The organism is Bordetella ansorpii (genome assembly GCF_900078705.1).
GTDB lineage: Bacteria > Pseudomonadota > Gammaproteobacteria > Burkholderiales > Burkholderiaceae_B > Bordetella > Bordetella ansorpii_A.
Window position 1 is genome coordinate 120,342 of record NZ_FKIF01000006.1, and the last position, 14,479, is coordinate 134,820.

Sequence of the window (14,479 nt, forward strand, 5' to 3'; positions counted from 1 at the left end):
TTCCGCATGTAGCAGGAGACGACCATGAGTAGGACAACCCGCACCAGCACCGCAGAACGGCTTGGCCACAGCTTCGGCCGCGGATGGCGCGCCTATGCCCGCGGCGAAGGGCGAGTGTCGAACTGGCTGGCCTCCAGGGGGGTACCGGCGGCTGGCGCCACCGCGCTGCTGTGGTTGGTCAAGTTGGTCGTGCTCGGTGTGCTGCTATACACCACCTTCTGGCTGGCTCTGCTGCTGGTGTTCACCGCAATGGTTGCCCGAGCTGCCGGGAATGTGTCCATTGAAGACGACGAGAAAGCGGAATGGCGGATGGGCTGGTCAGGCTATGGTCTATATCGTGGCGAAACGCGCGTCGATCCTGGACAAGATGAGGATGACTAGACCACTTTGTTAACAGCCTTGCTTCCTGCGGTTTTGGCCCCATCGGTCGACGTCGCCATCATCTGTGCAATGTTGCCTGCCCGAATGCCGGCCCAGGCAAGCGCTCCAACCCAGAATGCGGGTAGCACGATGAACATTGCCCCCATGACGAAGTTCAAGAGCAGGTCGCCGAACGCATTGTTCAAGCCGACCAGCGGATCGAAATTGTTGTGCGGCCGATTCCACCCCCAACCCCACCCGTAGAGCGCATCGAGGATGGTGCTGTCGATCCAGCGTGCGAGCTGGAACCAGAAATCCACGAAGAACAGCGCGAACTGCACGACGCTGACGGTGATGACCGTCTTCAGGTCATAGGTGCCCACGACCAGCACCAGCGGGATGCAGATGACCAGCGCCAGCTTGAGCAAGGCCAGCACCATGGGCAGCGCCTGGCGCACTACATCCATGGCAGGGAACGCGGCAATCGCTCCAACCGCCAGGCCTACGTCGCCGGTGGCCCGCGTCACGATGTTCGGCAAGGTCTTGTCAATCTGGCCGCCGTAGTCGGTATAGACCGAACCCTGGTTGAGCTTTTGCTGCCGCGGTGAGGCGATCGTGCGAATCACCGAATCGTCCACCTGGGCCCGGCTCAGGAACCCGGCCCAGCCCGCCAAGCGATTCAGCAGGCTCGGATCCACCTGGCCCAGTAGCCGTGCGCGCAGGCCGTTGCTGCCGTCGGCCCACCATTGCCTGCAGGTCGGGTAGCCGCCGCTGCTGGCCACCTGCGCCAGCCCCGCATCGCGGGTGCTGTCGTAGGGCCAGTCGTTGCGTGGCGTGCTGGATCGATAGTTATCGTAGTAGCCAGCCGTGTCCGTAAAAAAGCGCGAGCCGATCCAAGTGACATCGTGCATCTGCTCTTCGTCAAGCTGTGGGCGCTGCATGAACAATTTCGCTCGGGCCGGCCCGTAGCAGTCGTGCGTGAAGTCCGCCACCTCCTGAGCCAGTACCGGATCGTCGATGCGCGTGGCGTCGATCTCCATCCTCATCTGCCGCAGGTCCGTCCCGCACGGGATCGCCGCCACCGAGGCACCCGTGACGGCGCGCGAGAGCGCGTGCATGAAGGCCCACCACACCGGCAGCTTGGCGCTCTGGTTGTTGAGCGTCGAGAAAGACTGCGACCAGCCCGTGTCGGTAGGCTGCGGCACGCTGACCTGGCACTGCGCCGAGCGCGAGCTGTCGTACTGGATGGTGTTGAGGTCCACGTCGATGAACGGAATGCCAGCGAACATCACCACCACGATGGCGACGAACACCCGGTTCTCGATGCGCGCAGCCGACAGCACACCCTTGTTGCCTTCGTCCGCGCCTTCCGCGCGGGCCTTCAGCCATTCCTGCACGATGATTGCCACAAAGGGCAGCGCAAACACCCCGCTGGATACCAGCACGGCCCAGATCCCGTTATGGACGATCCAGGACACAAGGGTGAGGTAGTACTCCAGGTAGTCGGTCGTAAAAAGCGTCATTGCCTGAATCTCCCCTCAGCCCTGCACCAGCAAGCTGGCTTCCAGCGCCACGATAGCGATGACACCGGCGATCTCGCTGCGCACTAGGCGGCGCCGTGCCTGCCTATCTGTGCCGTTCTGGGCTTCACGCGCCAGCAGCCGGCGGCGCATCCAGACCCATCCGTAGGCCGTCGCCACGTACAGGCACAGCCGCCACACCAGGAAATAGCCTGCGGCGGCAGCCAGCCACCGCTCCCAGCCGGCGACGCTGCCGACTAGGTAGATGCCGGCGAGGTTGGCTCCCACGGCAGTGGCGATGATTGCCACCGTCCACACCAGCGTCTTCGCCGCGCGCCGACTGAACAGCCAGCGCGGCCGCAGCCAGGTCGCACTCATGGCCGACCTCCCGGATTGCCCTTTTGCAACTGGTCGAGGCGGTCGGGCACCGGGTCGCCCTCATAGACGCCGCGCGAACCCGCCGCGCGCGTACCATGGCGCTGGATGATGGCCATCGGCGAGTTGTTGGCCAACTCGCGGCGCAACTCCAGTTCGGTCTTGAGGTTGCGGATCTCCTGATCGAGCGTGTTGCTCTCGTTGTTCACCGCCTCGACGGCCAACTGGTTGGCCGCCACGTTGGGTTCCTTCTTGCCCGTCAGCAGGGTCCGCTGGAGCAGCAATGCCTTCTCTAGCACCGACGAGAGAGCGACCTCAGACGCTAAGCGTCGCGCTAACAGGTCTTGATCCGGCTCGTCGCGTAGCGCCTCGATGACGCTGCGGGTGATGGGGAGTGAGTTGCTACCAGCCTCGCGCAGGTTCTCGAACGTCGTGTTGCGCGTCCCCGAGATCAGCTCGTGCAAGGTTTCCAGCTTCGCCTCGTACTCCTCCTGGATCAGCGGCGTCAGTCCGACGCCGGGCACCGTCTCGGTCTTGGTGCAGGAATCGCATGTGCGCTGCTCCTGCTCCCCGAGGACCCGTGTGGCCCATTCGATCGCCTGCTGCGGCGAGGACCAGGTCTGGCATGACAGACTGGCGCAACTGGCTGCTGCGATGGACGATGTATCGGTCACGCCACGACCGTTGACCAGATTGTAGCCTGCGCGGGTGACATCGCCGACCACCCGAATAGCGGGCTGGCCTGCACCGCCGGCATTGCTGCCGCCAACCCAGGGTACACCGTCATTGCCGCGGCGCGTCTCGGCCTGCTCGATCGCCGACACGGCATCCGTGCTCGACACCGCATCGCGTAGCGCCATGCCTTCGGCCATCTGGTTCCAGCCAAGCTGGCCGCCAGCCGTCTCGGCCATCTTCTCGGCCATCGCCCTGCAAGTGAGCTTCGAACGGTCGAAATCCAGGCGTGCCTGCAGCACGCCGTTGGTCAGCAGGTTGTACAGGCCCGGATCGGCGCGCTGGATGATCAGCGCAGGCAGGGACGCCACCGCGCTGGTCGCGCTCTGGATCACGTTACTCATGATCTGCTGAAAGCCATTCGTGACGCCGTTGAGCTGGTTGCGCAGCGTGGTCTGAATGCTCATGTCTCCGCAGATCAGGTTGCTGTTCCAACCCACGCCGACGCCGATCGAGCGCATGCCGGCGGCGCGTCCCATGGATACCGCGCTGCCGCCGCCAATCGAATACATGACGTCATCACCGATGACGGGGCCGCTGTTCTGGTATCCGGCCTGTGCCCATGCCAGGCCGCAGCCCAGGGCGAGCGCGCCGGCCAGTGCCGTCGGACGCAGCAGGCGGCACGCTCTGGTGGAGAGATTCGTCGGTTCAGGACGCTTCATCGCGGCACCTCAGAGGAAATCAACGCTGCCAAGGAACACCTGCCCGCGGCGTTCGCAGCAGGCATACGGCCGCCACAGCGCCCAGGCGTAGTCGCCTTGCTGGGCTTGCGTCAGGGAGCCGCCGCGCGGGAAGACCGTGCAAGACGAGGACAGGACGGGCGTGAGTTCCTGCCACTTGCCAGTCGAGGCGTTGCCCTCCATCAGCGCGCCAGCCGGCCAGTAGCCATCGCGGGAATTGGCGAGCAGCGGCTGGTACACGTGCAACTGCCCGCGCCGAGTAACGACGTCGCCGGCACGCTGAGCCACCAGGGCACCGGCCTTGTGATCGTCCGTCTGGTGCAGGAAGCCGCCGCGCGGATACACGTTGCCCCAGAGGTTCAACGTCGAGCGCGCGCCGACCTCGCGCATGCCCGGAATCAGCGCTTCCGGGTAGGCCATCTCGGGCACGTTGTAACGCCAGGCCAGCGTGTCCAAGGTGCTGAGCAGATACGGCATGAACGCCGTGCCCGCACCCTCGCAGAAGTAGCCCGACGATGAGACGAACTGGTTGAACACCTCGACGCCAGGGTGGCCGATCACGTCGGCGTTCTTGAATTTCTCGAGGTTGTTTTCGTGGCCTTCGTTCGTGGTTCCGTCCCCGCCGGCTTGGGCGGATGGGTTGGGCGTGCTCATCAGCCGGACTTCGATCCAGGGGCTCTCGCCGGTGTTGCTGTAGCTGGAGACGACCGCATCGGGAATGTAGTGGCGAACCTTGATGGACGTGCGTACCGTACAGCCCGTCCAGGTGCAGTAGAGCCAGTAGCAGATCCCGACGACGCGGTATTCGAGGCAGTCTGGCGATGCCACCGAGCCGACGATGGTTGCGGTGTTGAGCGCATAGCTGCCCGTGGCGCTGAGCAGCAGCACGGATGCAACGCCAGCCCGCAGGCGGCGCATCAGGTTGAATGGGCGGGTCACGGTTGGGCCCTCCGGTGCTGCTGGATGCGCGTGACGGCGCGGGCCACGTCGGGCTCGCCATAGACCACGTAGCGCTGATCCACCACGACGGCGGGGATGCTGGCGATGCCCAAGCTCCATGCGTCGGTGACGCCCTGGTACGCGGATGCAATGCGGCGCTGAAGGTCGGCACCGCTACTGTTCAGCCGACGCTTGACGATGGCGGCAGCCTCTTCAGAATCGGCGGGGAGTTCGGCAGAAAGCTCCGCTTCAATCCGATGTGCTTCGTCCAGCTCGATCAGCCGCTCGCCGCCCATGGTCTTGACCGGGTGGCGGCTGTCGGTGACGACCACCACGTCGGCGGCGAAGGTGGCCGGGCTGAAAACCGCGAGAGCGGCTGGCAGCGCAACGGCCAGACCAAGGGTCCGCCAGCCCGGCGCGAACCTGGAAAAAGAAGCTGGCATGTCGCGTGCCCCTGAAAGTTGATCAGGGTCATAGTCAAACGCCGAACCCAATGCGGGCCCCACAAACAATGCGCATCGCGGGCACCCCGCATTCCTGCTTGTCTCGCCGCAAAGAAAAGCGGAGGCCGAAGCCCCCGCAGTGATCAATGAAACGATGCGCTACAGCAGGCCGTGCTCAGCGAAGGAGTACGGATTTCCCAGACCGACGACGATGTGGTCCAGTACCCGAACATCGATGAGCGCCAGCGCAGCCTGCAATCGCTGGGTCAGCGCTTGATCGGCGCTCGACGGCTAAGTGACACCTGAGGGGTGCTGGTGCGCGAAGATCACAGCGGCGGCTTTCAGCTCCAATACACGCTGCACGACGACACGGGGATAGACCGCAGTCGAATTGATCGTGCCCCTGAACATCGGCTCGTAGGCCAACACTTGGTGCATGCTGTCCAGGAAAACGATTGCGAATATCTCGTTGGGCTCAGCGACCAGTTTTAGACGCAGGTAGTCCCGCACGGCGGCCGGTCGGCTGAGGCACGGTCCGACTTTGAAGATCCGTCTCTCCAGCAGCTCGATAGCCTGCTGGATGATCCAGTCCTCATGCTGGGCTGCGACGGCGGAAAGCGACTCCACGCAGGAGTCATTGACGACGAGAGACATGGCGAACCTCCGGATGATGAGATCAGAGGGCGCACGCCCTGGGAGGGCAAGCCCTCCTAGGGATGAGAACAACGGAACAAGGTGCATCCACCACCACGCAGCGGTGATTGTTCGCGGTCAGGATGCGGAGCGAACGGGGAGCGGTCAGCGCAGAAGACTGCGCCGTAGCCTCAAGGACCGCGGGCTACCTGGGCATGTCGCCGACAACGTCGGCAGGCATTTCGGTGGCGGGTGTGGCGGGTGGTTCATCAGCGGACAGCATGTCCATGGACGACAGCAAGGCATCGCCTTCGATCGGTCCCTGCAGCAGGATGGACTGGCCCGTCTGGCGATCGAGCAGGCGCAGCGACGGCGTGGCTGTCACGCCGCTTTTCGTGGCTTCCGCGGCCTGCGCGCGGATGGCCGCGTCGACCGGCTCGCTTGCCATGCACTGCTCGACGGCCGGCGTCGATTCGGGGTAGCGCAGGCCATCGGGCAGTCCTAGGCCGTCGCTGCGCGTGTGGGCATAGACCCACTCGACGGCTCGCCAGAAGGCAGCATGCCCGCCGGCTTCGGCGACGCACTCGACCAGACGCGCCTCGGCCAACGCGGCCGGCTCGTGCGCAGCCAGCGGCTGGTGGTGCCATTGCAGGGCCACGTCGGCGTTGCTGCCGACCCAGCGCTTGAGCTGCGGGAAGTACTCCCGACAGAACGGACATTCCAGGTCGGCATAGAGCGTCAGCGTGAAACGGCCCTCGGGATCACCCATCTGCCAGGGCGGCCCGGACACCTGCGCCGTGCTGATCGGCGTGGGCGACTGCGGTGAGGATTCGCCAGGCGACCGGGACACGAGCCAGATCAGCAGCAGCGCGACCAGCGCAACAGCCAAGGCCCAAGGCCAGCGGGGCGGCCAGCGACGACGACGGAACGCCTGCACTTGAATCGGAATGGAAGGACGCTTCTGTTCCATGGCATTCTCCGGCTTACGACAGTTCCAGGGCCGGCGACTCGATGCCGCGTGCCTGGTCGATCTTCTCGGCGACCTTGAAAGCTGCTTCCAGTTCAGTGCAACCGTATTGCTGCATGAGCTGGTAGCGCTCGGCCTTCTCTTCGGGTTCGGTTTGCGCAAGCGCGAGGTAGAGACTCGGCGGCACGGCGCGGAACAGCACTTCCATGCTCTTAGAGAGGATGACGCCCTCGGTGAATTTCCCCGCCTCTTTGCGCGCCGAAAGCATCAGCGCCTTCTGCGCGGGCGAGAGTTCGCGGAACCGGGCGATCTTCTCCACCTCGTCCGGCGGCATCGACAGGCAGATCCACCACTCGATCATGTTGAGCATGGGTTCCGCGGCGCGCGGCAGATCGTCGATATTCTGCGTCGCGAGCCAAAACCAGGCACCCAACTTGCGCCACATCTTCGTGATCTTCACGACGTAGGGCGCGAGCAGCGGGTTCTTGGTGATGATGTGCCCTTCATCGGTCACGTTGATGATCGGGCGGCCCAGGTACTGGTCGCGCTCGGCGATGTTGTTCACCGTGCTGATCAGGCTGATGTAGGCGATGGAAAGCTGCGCGTTGTAGCCTTCGCGGGCATAGGTCGCCAGATCGACCAGGGTGATGTCGGCCTCGGGCCACGGCGTGCCGTCGCGGTCGAACATTTCGCCATCGGTGCCTTGACAGAACATGTCCATGGCATCTGCCATCTCCAGCAGCCGCACGCGCCGCATCTCTGGCAGCGTTGGATCCTGGCCGCGCTCGCGCAGCGCGTTGCGCACGTCGCGCGTGAGCACCGTGCGCTTCTCGGCCACGCAATGCTCGGCGGCGTCGAGGATGCACTGGCGGATGAGCGAGCGATCGGCCCGCGTCATCCGGGCCTCTTCTTTATCCTCGCCGCCGGTGATCATCAGCCGTGCGGTGATTTCCAACTCGCCGAGTACGTCGCGCTGCTCGTCCGCTTCCATGGCCGATGCATCGGGGGGCATGTCCTCGTCCAGCACATCGGCATCCAGCGTCTGCACGTCGCTCGGCGTTTCGATCAGCCGACGCGCGTCGGCGAACGGCGCCAGGCTGATGCCCGAGCCTGGGGCCAGCTTGACCCGGTTCACAGTCAGGCCCAGGCGCTTGGCGAAATCGCTGAACAAGCCGAAGCTGTTGCCGGCTTCCACGATGAAGAGGCGCGGCCGGTAGATGGCCGTGACCTGGTTCAAGAGGTTGTTGAGCGTTGCGCTTTTGCCGGAGCCGGTGGGGCCGAACAGGAACAGGTGCGCGTTCATCTGCCGATCCAGGCGGTTGAGCGGGTCAAAGGTGATCGGCCCGCCGCCTCGATTGAAGAACGTATTGCCCGGATGTCCCGTACCCTGGCTGCGGCCCCAGGCCGGCGAGAGATTCGCCACGTGCTGGGCGAACATCAGTTGGGTGAACCAGTTCCGACGATCCTGGCTCGGGTTGTAGCAGCACGGCAGCCAGCGCAGGTAACTGTTCAAAGGCGCGACTTCATCGTCTTCGCGCACGGGCTGCAAACCGGCGTTGAGCATCACGTTCGCCAGATCCAGGCCGCGCCGGTCCAGTTCGGCTTCATCCCGGCCGCGCAAATAGAACGCCAGCGTTCCCCGGTAGAGCTTGTGCGCGCTGCCGATGAGCGAACGGGCCTCCTGCACATCCTTGAGTGTCTGCTCCGATGCCAGCGTTTCGCCGACTGCCTTCTTCGCCAGGTGGTTCAGATGCGATTCGAGGATGTCTTGGGGTGTCGCCACCATGGTCAGACACATCGTCGTGTCTTCGGGCATCTGATCGAACAGCGTGTTGATCGCATCGCCTTTGCGAGTTTCGCCAGTCAGATGCCCCGTGCCGGGCGGCATGCGTAGCCGGTCAGTGACCAGCACACGGTGCGGCATGCCGTCGAAGTGCCAGGTGCCGTGATCCGCGTCCGAGCGTGGCTGGCTGAAGAAAAGCCGCTGGCTGAAATCTTGCCCACTCGCTAATTCGATCTCGCCGGCCTCGGTCTCGTCGGGGTAGCGCGCCAGTGCATAGAAGTGCTCCCGGTCCTCGGCCCCAGGCCCGAGCAGCGTGGGCCGCGGGTTGAACCACCGCAGAAGCCAGTCGTGGACGTCGGCCGCGACCATGCGCCGGGCCTGGATGCCGGCGTTCGCCAGCCCGCCACACAAGCGATCGCAGACGATGTTCAGCATCTGCTCGGGCGTCTGGCCGCGGCGGCTCGCCTGCCCGGTGGCCCGGCGATAGACGACCATGCGCACGCGCCGCGTCTGGCCGCGCCAGCGCAGCCGCGTGACCACCGTGTCCTCGAACAGGCCGCCCGGCTTGGCGACCGCGCGCAGATGGTGGCCGAAGAAGCGAAGGTAGAACTCAGTGAAGGCCGTGTCGCGGGCGCGCGGCTGCACGTAATCACGCAGAGTCTGCATGTACTGGTCGAAGCTGGGTTCGTCCTGGGCGTAGAGCTGGAGTACCCAGGGGTTCTCGTCCAGTTCATCGAACGAGTCCTGGAGCGCATTCTCCAAGGCGTCGCGCGCATGCGCGAGCCAGCCGGGTTCCCGGCCCTCGGTGCCCAGCGGCACCAGCTCGTAGAAGGCGGCCACCGATTGCCCGTCTTCCAGCAGCATAGACTTCGACTGGGGCAGGAACTCCACCCAGGGCAGGAATTCCGCGAACGACGGCGCGACGTCGTACAGCGCCTGCTCGTCGGCCAGGGTCGCGGGCCTGTGACCTTGGACCGCCGTGCCGGGTTCGGGGATGCCGGCCTGACGCAGGGTCTCGACGTGGCGCTGCCAGCCATCCGGCTGTTCGTCACCGCCAGCGCCGGATGCCGCCAGCTTCGGCGCGGCCGGCTTAGGCCAAGGGAGCTTCCACATCAGTAGTCCTCCACGCGCTCGCCCGGCATGGCGTACTGCACGCGCTGGTACAGGGGGAACACCGTTGTGTAGCCCGGCACGGGAACGGGGTCGGTGCCTGCCAGGTGCGGGTACACATACATCTCCAGGTCGGGGTTGGGCAGGCGCTGGAACTGGCGATGGACCTCGTTGCGCGCTGTGCGCGTGTAGCGCATCTGCTCGACGGGCGCCGCCTGCACGTCGGCCTCGGTCAGCAGCCGGCGCAGGCTCTGGCGCGCGTCGAGCAACTGCCGGCGCGCAACCTGGCCGGCGCCCCCGCCGCCGTCCCCGACGTTCTGCTGCCAGACGTCCATCATCGTGTTGTCGCCGTGGGGCAGCAGCTTTTCCTTGCTGGTGGCGCAGCCGGCGAGCACCGCGACGGTGAGGGCCAGCGCCAGGCCACGGGCCAAGTCAGTCAAGTTCGAGGGCATGGCTTTCTCCTGCACGGTGATCGACCTTGCGGCCTTCGGGATCGAAGTCGATGGCGAGCGGCTTTTCGAGGTGGACGGCGACCTTGGCGCCGGGCTGCACATACACGGCGGCGAAGGCCTGGCCGTAGAGCTTGTTGACCCAGGCCGACATGTCCCGGACGCCGCCCGCGAGAATCTGGCCGACCGCTTCCTGGCCGGTGATGCCCACGGTGCCGATGGAGCCGTCCGAGCCGACATAAGACATGCGGCCGCTGTCGCTTTCGATGAGCGAGGCCACGCCGGCACCGGCCGCCGTGATCAGGGCCTGCGAGCCGAGGTATTGCTGGGCGTTGCTGCGGCGCTCACCGCTGACGCACGGAATGCCGTAGGGGTCGCTGATCCAGCCCAGGCCGTCGCGCTGCTGGTTGTTCTGCTGGTTGCCCTCGCGGTCCTCGGGGATGGTGCGAACCGTGCCATCGTGGAAGACGAAGGTGATGCTGCGCACCTGACCGCGCACGCATGAGAGCGTCCAGTCGCCCGAGGCCGTGCCGGAGAAGACCGCGCCGGCCACGTCGGGAATGTTGATCCCGTTGGCCGTGAGGTTGTCGGGACCGACAAGGACTTTGAACGGATACGGATCGTTGACCGTACCGTCGATCGGAACGCGGCCAATCAGTGCCGTCATCGCCACAGAGCCCATCAGCGTCGAGTTGGTCGGCACCGTATAGACCGGCTTGGCGCTCTTGACGCCTGCGGCGCGGGCGCCGGCGTTCGCCACGTTTTCCGCGGTCGTTTCCAGCGTGCTTTGCGCTGGGCCGAAGCTCGTCGGGAAGCTCATGCCGCTGCCCGTGCCACGACTGCCGTTGCGTCCCTCAGTCTTCTTCGCGTCGTCCGGCTCGACCCACCGCATGTTGCCTTCCATGCCGGCCTCGTCGCCATCGCGCAGCCCCAGGCCCACGGGCAGATCGGCATGGCCGCCGCCGCGCCCACCGATGCTATCCAGACGCCGCTGCAGGTCGGCGAGCAGCCCTTCGGTCTGCTGGCGCGCACTAGCAGCTTGTTCCTGGTCGCGGCGCAGGTTGGAGCGCTCGGATTCGAGGGCCGAATTGATGCGCTGATCGATGGAGTTTTCGCGCTGGCGCAGCCGCTGGTTTTCCTCGCGCTGCGACTTGTTGTCGGACAGCGCGGTCTGAAGCTCGGTGCGCAACTGCTTCACCTGCGCCACCAAGGTTGCAACGGTGTCGCGCGGGGTATCGCCTTCGATGCCCAGCGCCTTCATTTCCTCCGGCGTGAGCTTGGCGCCGGCATCCGCGGCGGGAGGCGCAGACGTGCTTCCACCCGAAAACAACCGGATGGCGACGAACAGCACCAGCAAGGCGACTGGGATCATCAGCCACTTGAGCAAGCCGTTACTGCGCATGGCGGGCCTCCTTGCCGTCGTCGGCTTCAGCTTCCGGCTGTGGCAGGTGCGCAGCCGGGTCGAAGCGGTGGATCGCCGGCAGCAGCGACTGCGCCAGGCCGCGCCCGCGCGTCACAAGGTACAGGACGGTCGTGTCCTCGGGCGTTCCGCGCGGGCCGAGCGCCTCGTGCTGGAAGGTGGCGGTGAGGAAGTCGCCTTGCAGCACGCGCGGGTCGAGCGTGATCCAGCCCGCGCCGGTGTTGGTCAGGCGCACGGCAGTGATCCACTGGTCTTCCAGACGCCACGAGGCGAGCGCGACCGCGCGCACCGGCAGCGTCGGCATCAGCATGCCGAGGTCGAGGTCACGGCGCAGGTTGACCCGCATGACACCCGGCAGCGGCTCCACGGTACGCAGCGGCGCATAGAGGTTCTGCGCGGCGAAGCGCGTCAGCACGACCGGAACCGGGGTTTCGCGCCGGGTTTCCCGCGTACCTGCCTGGTCCTGGGCGCGCGCGCGGGCCTCGTCGGCATCGCCGGGCTGGTCGCCATAGCGCGCCGGGGTGCTGTTGCCCTCGACGATGCGTACCGGCTCCAGCTCGGCCTCGCCGTCCTTGGGCGGCTCGGCCGCGATGTCCAGCAGGATCAGCGCGCCGGTATCGGCGTCCTGCAATTGCAGCCGCGTGGGTTCGATCGGCTCGCTGGCGCGCAGGTACACCGCACCGCCCGCGCTTTGGACACGCAGGCGTTCACCCACGCCTGCGGGCACGCCCACGCGGATGTTCCGGTCAATGAACACGATGCGCTCCTGGCCGACCTTCAGCGCCACTGCCAACGGCATGCGTTCCCAGCGCAGGATTTCCACCGCCTGAGCGGGGGCCACGGCGAAGGCCAGCAGCCCCAGCAGCGTGAGTACAGGGTGCTTCATGGGGTTCATGGGGAGTTCCCTCCTTGAGGCGCTTGCGGAGACAGTCCGCCAGGTGCCGGACGCGTCGGCTCCGGCGCGCTGATGCGCTGGGGCGTGCCGTCGTAGCAGTCCAGCGCCAGGCCGAACGGGTTGCGGGCCGGATCGACGTCCACCCGCGTGACCTTCACGGGGTAGCGCACCAAGGCCCGCTTGACCTGCTCGGCGCCGTAGTACTCGTCGGCGGTGATGTCGAGCGTCACCACCCAATCGCGGTCGGAGACCACGCGCACGCGCGCCGTGGGGTCGTCGCCGTAGCCGCGGCCGGGGATTTCGTAGATGCCGCGCACGCGCTGGCGCAGCTCCCCCGTGGAGCGGCGGTAGTCGTAGTCCGCACGCAGGAAGGCCTGGCAGGACTGGGTGAGGTACGGCGACAGCGTGTGGAGGTTGCGCGCGTAGTCCTCTTCGCCATTCGTCGGCCAGCGGTTGAGGGTCTGGAACACGTAGAACGTGAACGCATAGACCGATTCGGGCGGAACTTCCCACCACTTGCGGGTACTGCCGGAGCGCAGATCAGGCGGGACGTGGATGGTCAGGTCGCGCGGCGCGCTCCACCAGCCGCCGCCCATGACCAGAGCGACGATGACCAGCGCGCCGGCACCCAGGCGGAGCGTCTTGATGTGCGCCTGCAGATGGGTGATCTCGTTCTTGAAGCGGCTCATCGTGCCCCCCTTGCAGCAGACCTTCGGGTGGTCCAGAAGCCGGAGCGTGAGATCAGCACATGGCCGCCCACCCAGCCCGCCACCAGCGGGTGGCGCGTGGCAATGCGCCACTGAAGTTGCCGGTACAGCCAGGTGTCGGGACGCCCACGCTTGAGGCGACGCAGGATGCCGCCCCCGATGAACACGCCGAAGGCCACGCCCAGCACGACGAACGTGGGCGCGAGCGCGATCGTGCGGAACACCCAGGACAGCGGCGCACCGACCAGCAGGCCGGCGGCGCCGGACAGGCCGCAGCAGATCCACAGCTCGTCGGCGGTGAGGCCGCGCACGACAACGGGATGGCGGTTGAGCCGGTGCGGAAGGAACATGACCGTCCCGTCAGCACGGACGTGCTGCTGCTCGGACATACCAGCCTCGCCTTACAGGATGCCGGTGGCTTCGGTGAGCAGCCAGATGCCGATCACGAGCAGCACCGCGCCGATGGCGACCGTGAGGCCGAATTGGCCCCACGTCTTGCGGCCAGTGTGGATTTCCGCGTAGGTGCCGTAGGCGTGGTAGCACACGCCGATAAACATCGACGCCACGACCAGCAGGGCCACGAGCATGATGATGTCGTAGCCGTAGTTGCGGATCGTTTCCATGATGCCGTTGCCGGTGCCGCGGGTCGGGTTCTCCAGTTGCGGCAACCCCTGCGCGAACGACAGCGCGGGCAGCGCGGCGGCGCCCAGGGCCGCGGCGGCGCGCTGGGCAAAACGGGACGTGAGGATGCGGTTTTGCATGGTCAGGCCTTTCAGGTCAGGAGAGGAGGAAGAAACTCAGGACGAGATACATCGCGACGAAGCGGATGCAGACGCCGAGGAACTGGCGCTGGTTGAGGCGGCTCTCGGACCACCCCACGTAGGCCGTTCGGATGGCCCAGACGCCCCAGACGAGCAGGACTGCGAACACGACGCCGACCAGGACGGTCGCCATCACCGAAGGCGCGATGCCGCTGTTGGCTTGAAATGCCGAGACCTGCGCGCCGTTCATGGCTTGGCCTCCGCGGTCGTCGGCGATGGCGCGACGGTCCGCTCGGTGCGGTAGTCGCCAGCCAGTTCGGAGGGGTCGCGCGGCTGAGCACGCGAAGGAGAGAGGTGCGCCTGGATGCCGGCGCGCACGCGCGCCAGGTCAGCCAGCAGCCGCGGGTAATCGAAGTGGTAGCGCTCGCCCGGCTGGACGGGAGCATGCGCGGCGCTGTCGGTGACGGTGCGCTCCAGCGCGTCGAGCTGGCGCAGCGCCGCGACCAATTCCTGACGCTGCGCGGGGGGCTCGGCCAACGCCATCGGGGACTGGCCCAGCAGGAGGGCCGTCACGAGAAAAGTGGGCACGCCGCGATGCGCGGCACGCAGCCAGGTTGAAGCCACCATCGCGCCATTCCTGTGTGATCAGCAATGGCTCGATCGTGGAGATCAGGGCTGCTTTAGGCCGCAAACAATAGGAACCCG

The 14,479-nt window shown here is 66.1% G+C and carries 16 protein-coding genes and 1 pseudogene; 1 reads left to right on the forward strand and 16 read right to left on the reverse strand.

Going from position 1 to position 14,479, the window contains the following annotated elements; translation table 11 throughout:
* Positions 1–24 precede the first annotated feature (24 nt).
* On the forward strand, positions 25–381 hold the full coding sequence (locus A6745_RS10940; protein WP_066126822.1) for a DUF3742 family protein: 357 nt from the start codon (positions 25–27) through the stop codon (positions 379–381).
* Here the strand turns inward: A6745_RS10940 and A6745_RS10945 are convergent.
* From A6745_RS10945 to A6745_RS11020, 16 genes and pseudogenes are all read right to left on the reverse strand, one after another.
* Positions 378–1,883, reverse strand: a complete 1,506-nt coding sequence (locus A6745_RS10945; protein WP_066126823.1) for a conjugal transfer protein TraG N-terminal domain-containing protein — start codon at positions 1,881–1,883, stop codon at positions 378–380. The genes A6745_RS10940 and A6745_RS10945 overlap by 4 nt on opposite strands.
* Before the next feature lie 15 nt (positions 1,884–1,898).
* Positions 1,899–2,258 carry a hypothetical protein gene (locus tag A6745_RS10950; protein WP_066126826.1) on the reverse strand — a complete coding sequence of 120 codons (360 nt, stop codon included), beginning with the start codon at positions 2,256–2,258 and terminating at the stop codon, positions 1,899–1,901.
* Positions 2,255–3,649 (reverse strand): integrating conjugative element protein, encoded by a 1,395-nt coding sequence (locus A6745_RS10955; RefSeq protein ID WP_066126832.1) that lies wholly within the window; start codon positions 3,647–3,649, stop codon positions 2,255–2,257. The genes A6745_RS10950 and A6745_RS10955 overlap by 4 nt, the downstream gene beginning before the upstream one ends.
* A gap of 9 nt (positions 3,650–3,658) precedes the next feature.
* Positions 3,659–4,606 carry a TIGR03756 family integrating conjugative element protein gene (locus A6745_RS10960; protein WP_066126834.1) on the reverse strand — a complete coding sequence of 316 codons (948 nt, stop codon included), beginning with the start codon at positions 4,604–4,606 and terminating at the stop codon, positions 3,659–3,661.
* Entirely contained in the window at positions 4,603–5,049 is a 447-nt protein-coding gene (locus A6745_RS10965) for a TIGR03757 family integrating conjugative element protein (protein WP_066128708.1), read from the reverse strand. Before A6745_RS10965 ends, A6745_RS10960 begins: the two co-directional genes overlap by 4 nt.
* A gap of 159 nt (positions 5,050–5,208) precedes the next feature.
* A pseudogene (gene radC, locus A6745_RS10970) lies at positions 5,209–5,703 on the reverse strand (RadC family protein).
* Positions 5,704–5,887: 184 nt separating this feature from the next.
* A complete protein-coding gene (locus A6745_RS10975; RefSeq protein ID WP_066126837.1) occupies positions 5,888–6,652 on the reverse strand; it encodes a DsbA family protein in 765 nt (254 codons plus the stop codon).
* Positions 6,653–6,665: 13 nt separating this feature from the next.
* Positions 6,666–9,548: a conjugative transfer ATPase gene (locus A6745_RS10980; RefSeq protein ID WP_066126842.1), complete on the reverse strand. Its 2,883-nt coding sequence runs from the start codon at positions 9,546–9,548 to the stop codon at positions 6,666–6,668.
* Positions 9,545–9,994, reverse strand: coding sequence for a TIGR03751 family conjugal transfer lipoprotein (locus A6745_RS10985; RefSeq protein ID WP_066126845.1), 450 nt, complete (start codon positions 9,992–9,994; stop codon positions 9,545–9,547). The genes A6745_RS10980 and A6745_RS10985 overlap by 4 nt, the downstream gene beginning before the upstream one ends.
* Positions 9,975–11,393: a TIGR03752 family integrating conjugative element protein gene (locus tag A6745_RS10990; protein ID WP_066126848.1), complete on the reverse strand. Its 1,419-nt coding sequence runs from the start codon at positions 11,391–11,393 to the stop codon at positions 9,975–9,977. The genes A6745_RS10985 and A6745_RS10990 overlap by 20 nt, the downstream gene beginning before the upstream one ends.
* Positions 11,383–12,306: a TIGR03749 family integrating conjugative element protein gene (locus tag A6745_RS10995; protein ID WP_456236469.1), complete on the reverse strand. Its 924-nt coding sequence runs from the start codon at positions 12,304–12,306 to the stop codon at positions 11,383–11,385. The genes A6745_RS10990 and A6745_RS10995 overlap by 11 nt, the downstream gene beginning before the upstream one ends.
* Positions 12,303–12,995 carry a PFL_4703 family integrating conjugative element protein gene (locus tag A6745_RS11000; RefSeq protein WP_066126850.1) on the reverse strand — a complete coding sequence of 231 codons (693 nt, stop codon included), beginning with the start codon at positions 12,993–12,995 and terminating at the stop codon, positions 12,303–12,305. The genes A6745_RS10995 and A6745_RS11000 overlap by 4 nt, the downstream gene beginning before the upstream one ends.
* Positions 12,992–13,402 (reverse strand): TIGR03750 family conjugal transfer protein, encoded by a 411-nt coding sequence (locus A6745_RS11005; protein ID WP_066126852.1) that lies wholly within the window; start codon positions 13,400–13,402, stop codon positions 12,992–12,994. The genes A6745_RS11000 and A6745_RS11005 overlap by 4 nt, the downstream gene beginning before the upstream one ends.
* A gap of 12 nt (positions 13,403–13,414) precedes the next feature.
* Positions 13,415–13,774: a TIGR03745 family integrating conjugative element membrane protein gene (locus A6745_RS11010; RefSeq protein ID WP_066126858.1), complete on the reverse strand. Its 360-nt coding sequence runs from the start codon at positions 13,772–13,774 to the stop codon at positions 13,415–13,417.
* Between the two features lie 16 nt (positions 13,775–13,790).
* Complete coding sequence (locus A6745_RS11015) at positions 13,791–14,024, reverse strand: TIGR03758 family integrating conjugative element protein (RefSeq protein ID WP_066126860.1); 234 nt, start codon at positions 14,022–14,024, stop codon at positions 13,791–13,793.
* On the reverse strand, positions 14,021–14,401 hold the full coding sequence (locus A6745_RS11020) for an integrative conjugative element protein, RAQPRD family (protein ID WP_066126862.1): 381 nt from the start codon (positions 14,399–14,401) through the stop codon (positions 14,021–14,023). Before A6745_RS11020 ends, A6745_RS11015 begins: the two co-directional genes overlap by 4 nt.
* Positions 14,402–14,479: the final 78 nt, after the last annotated feature.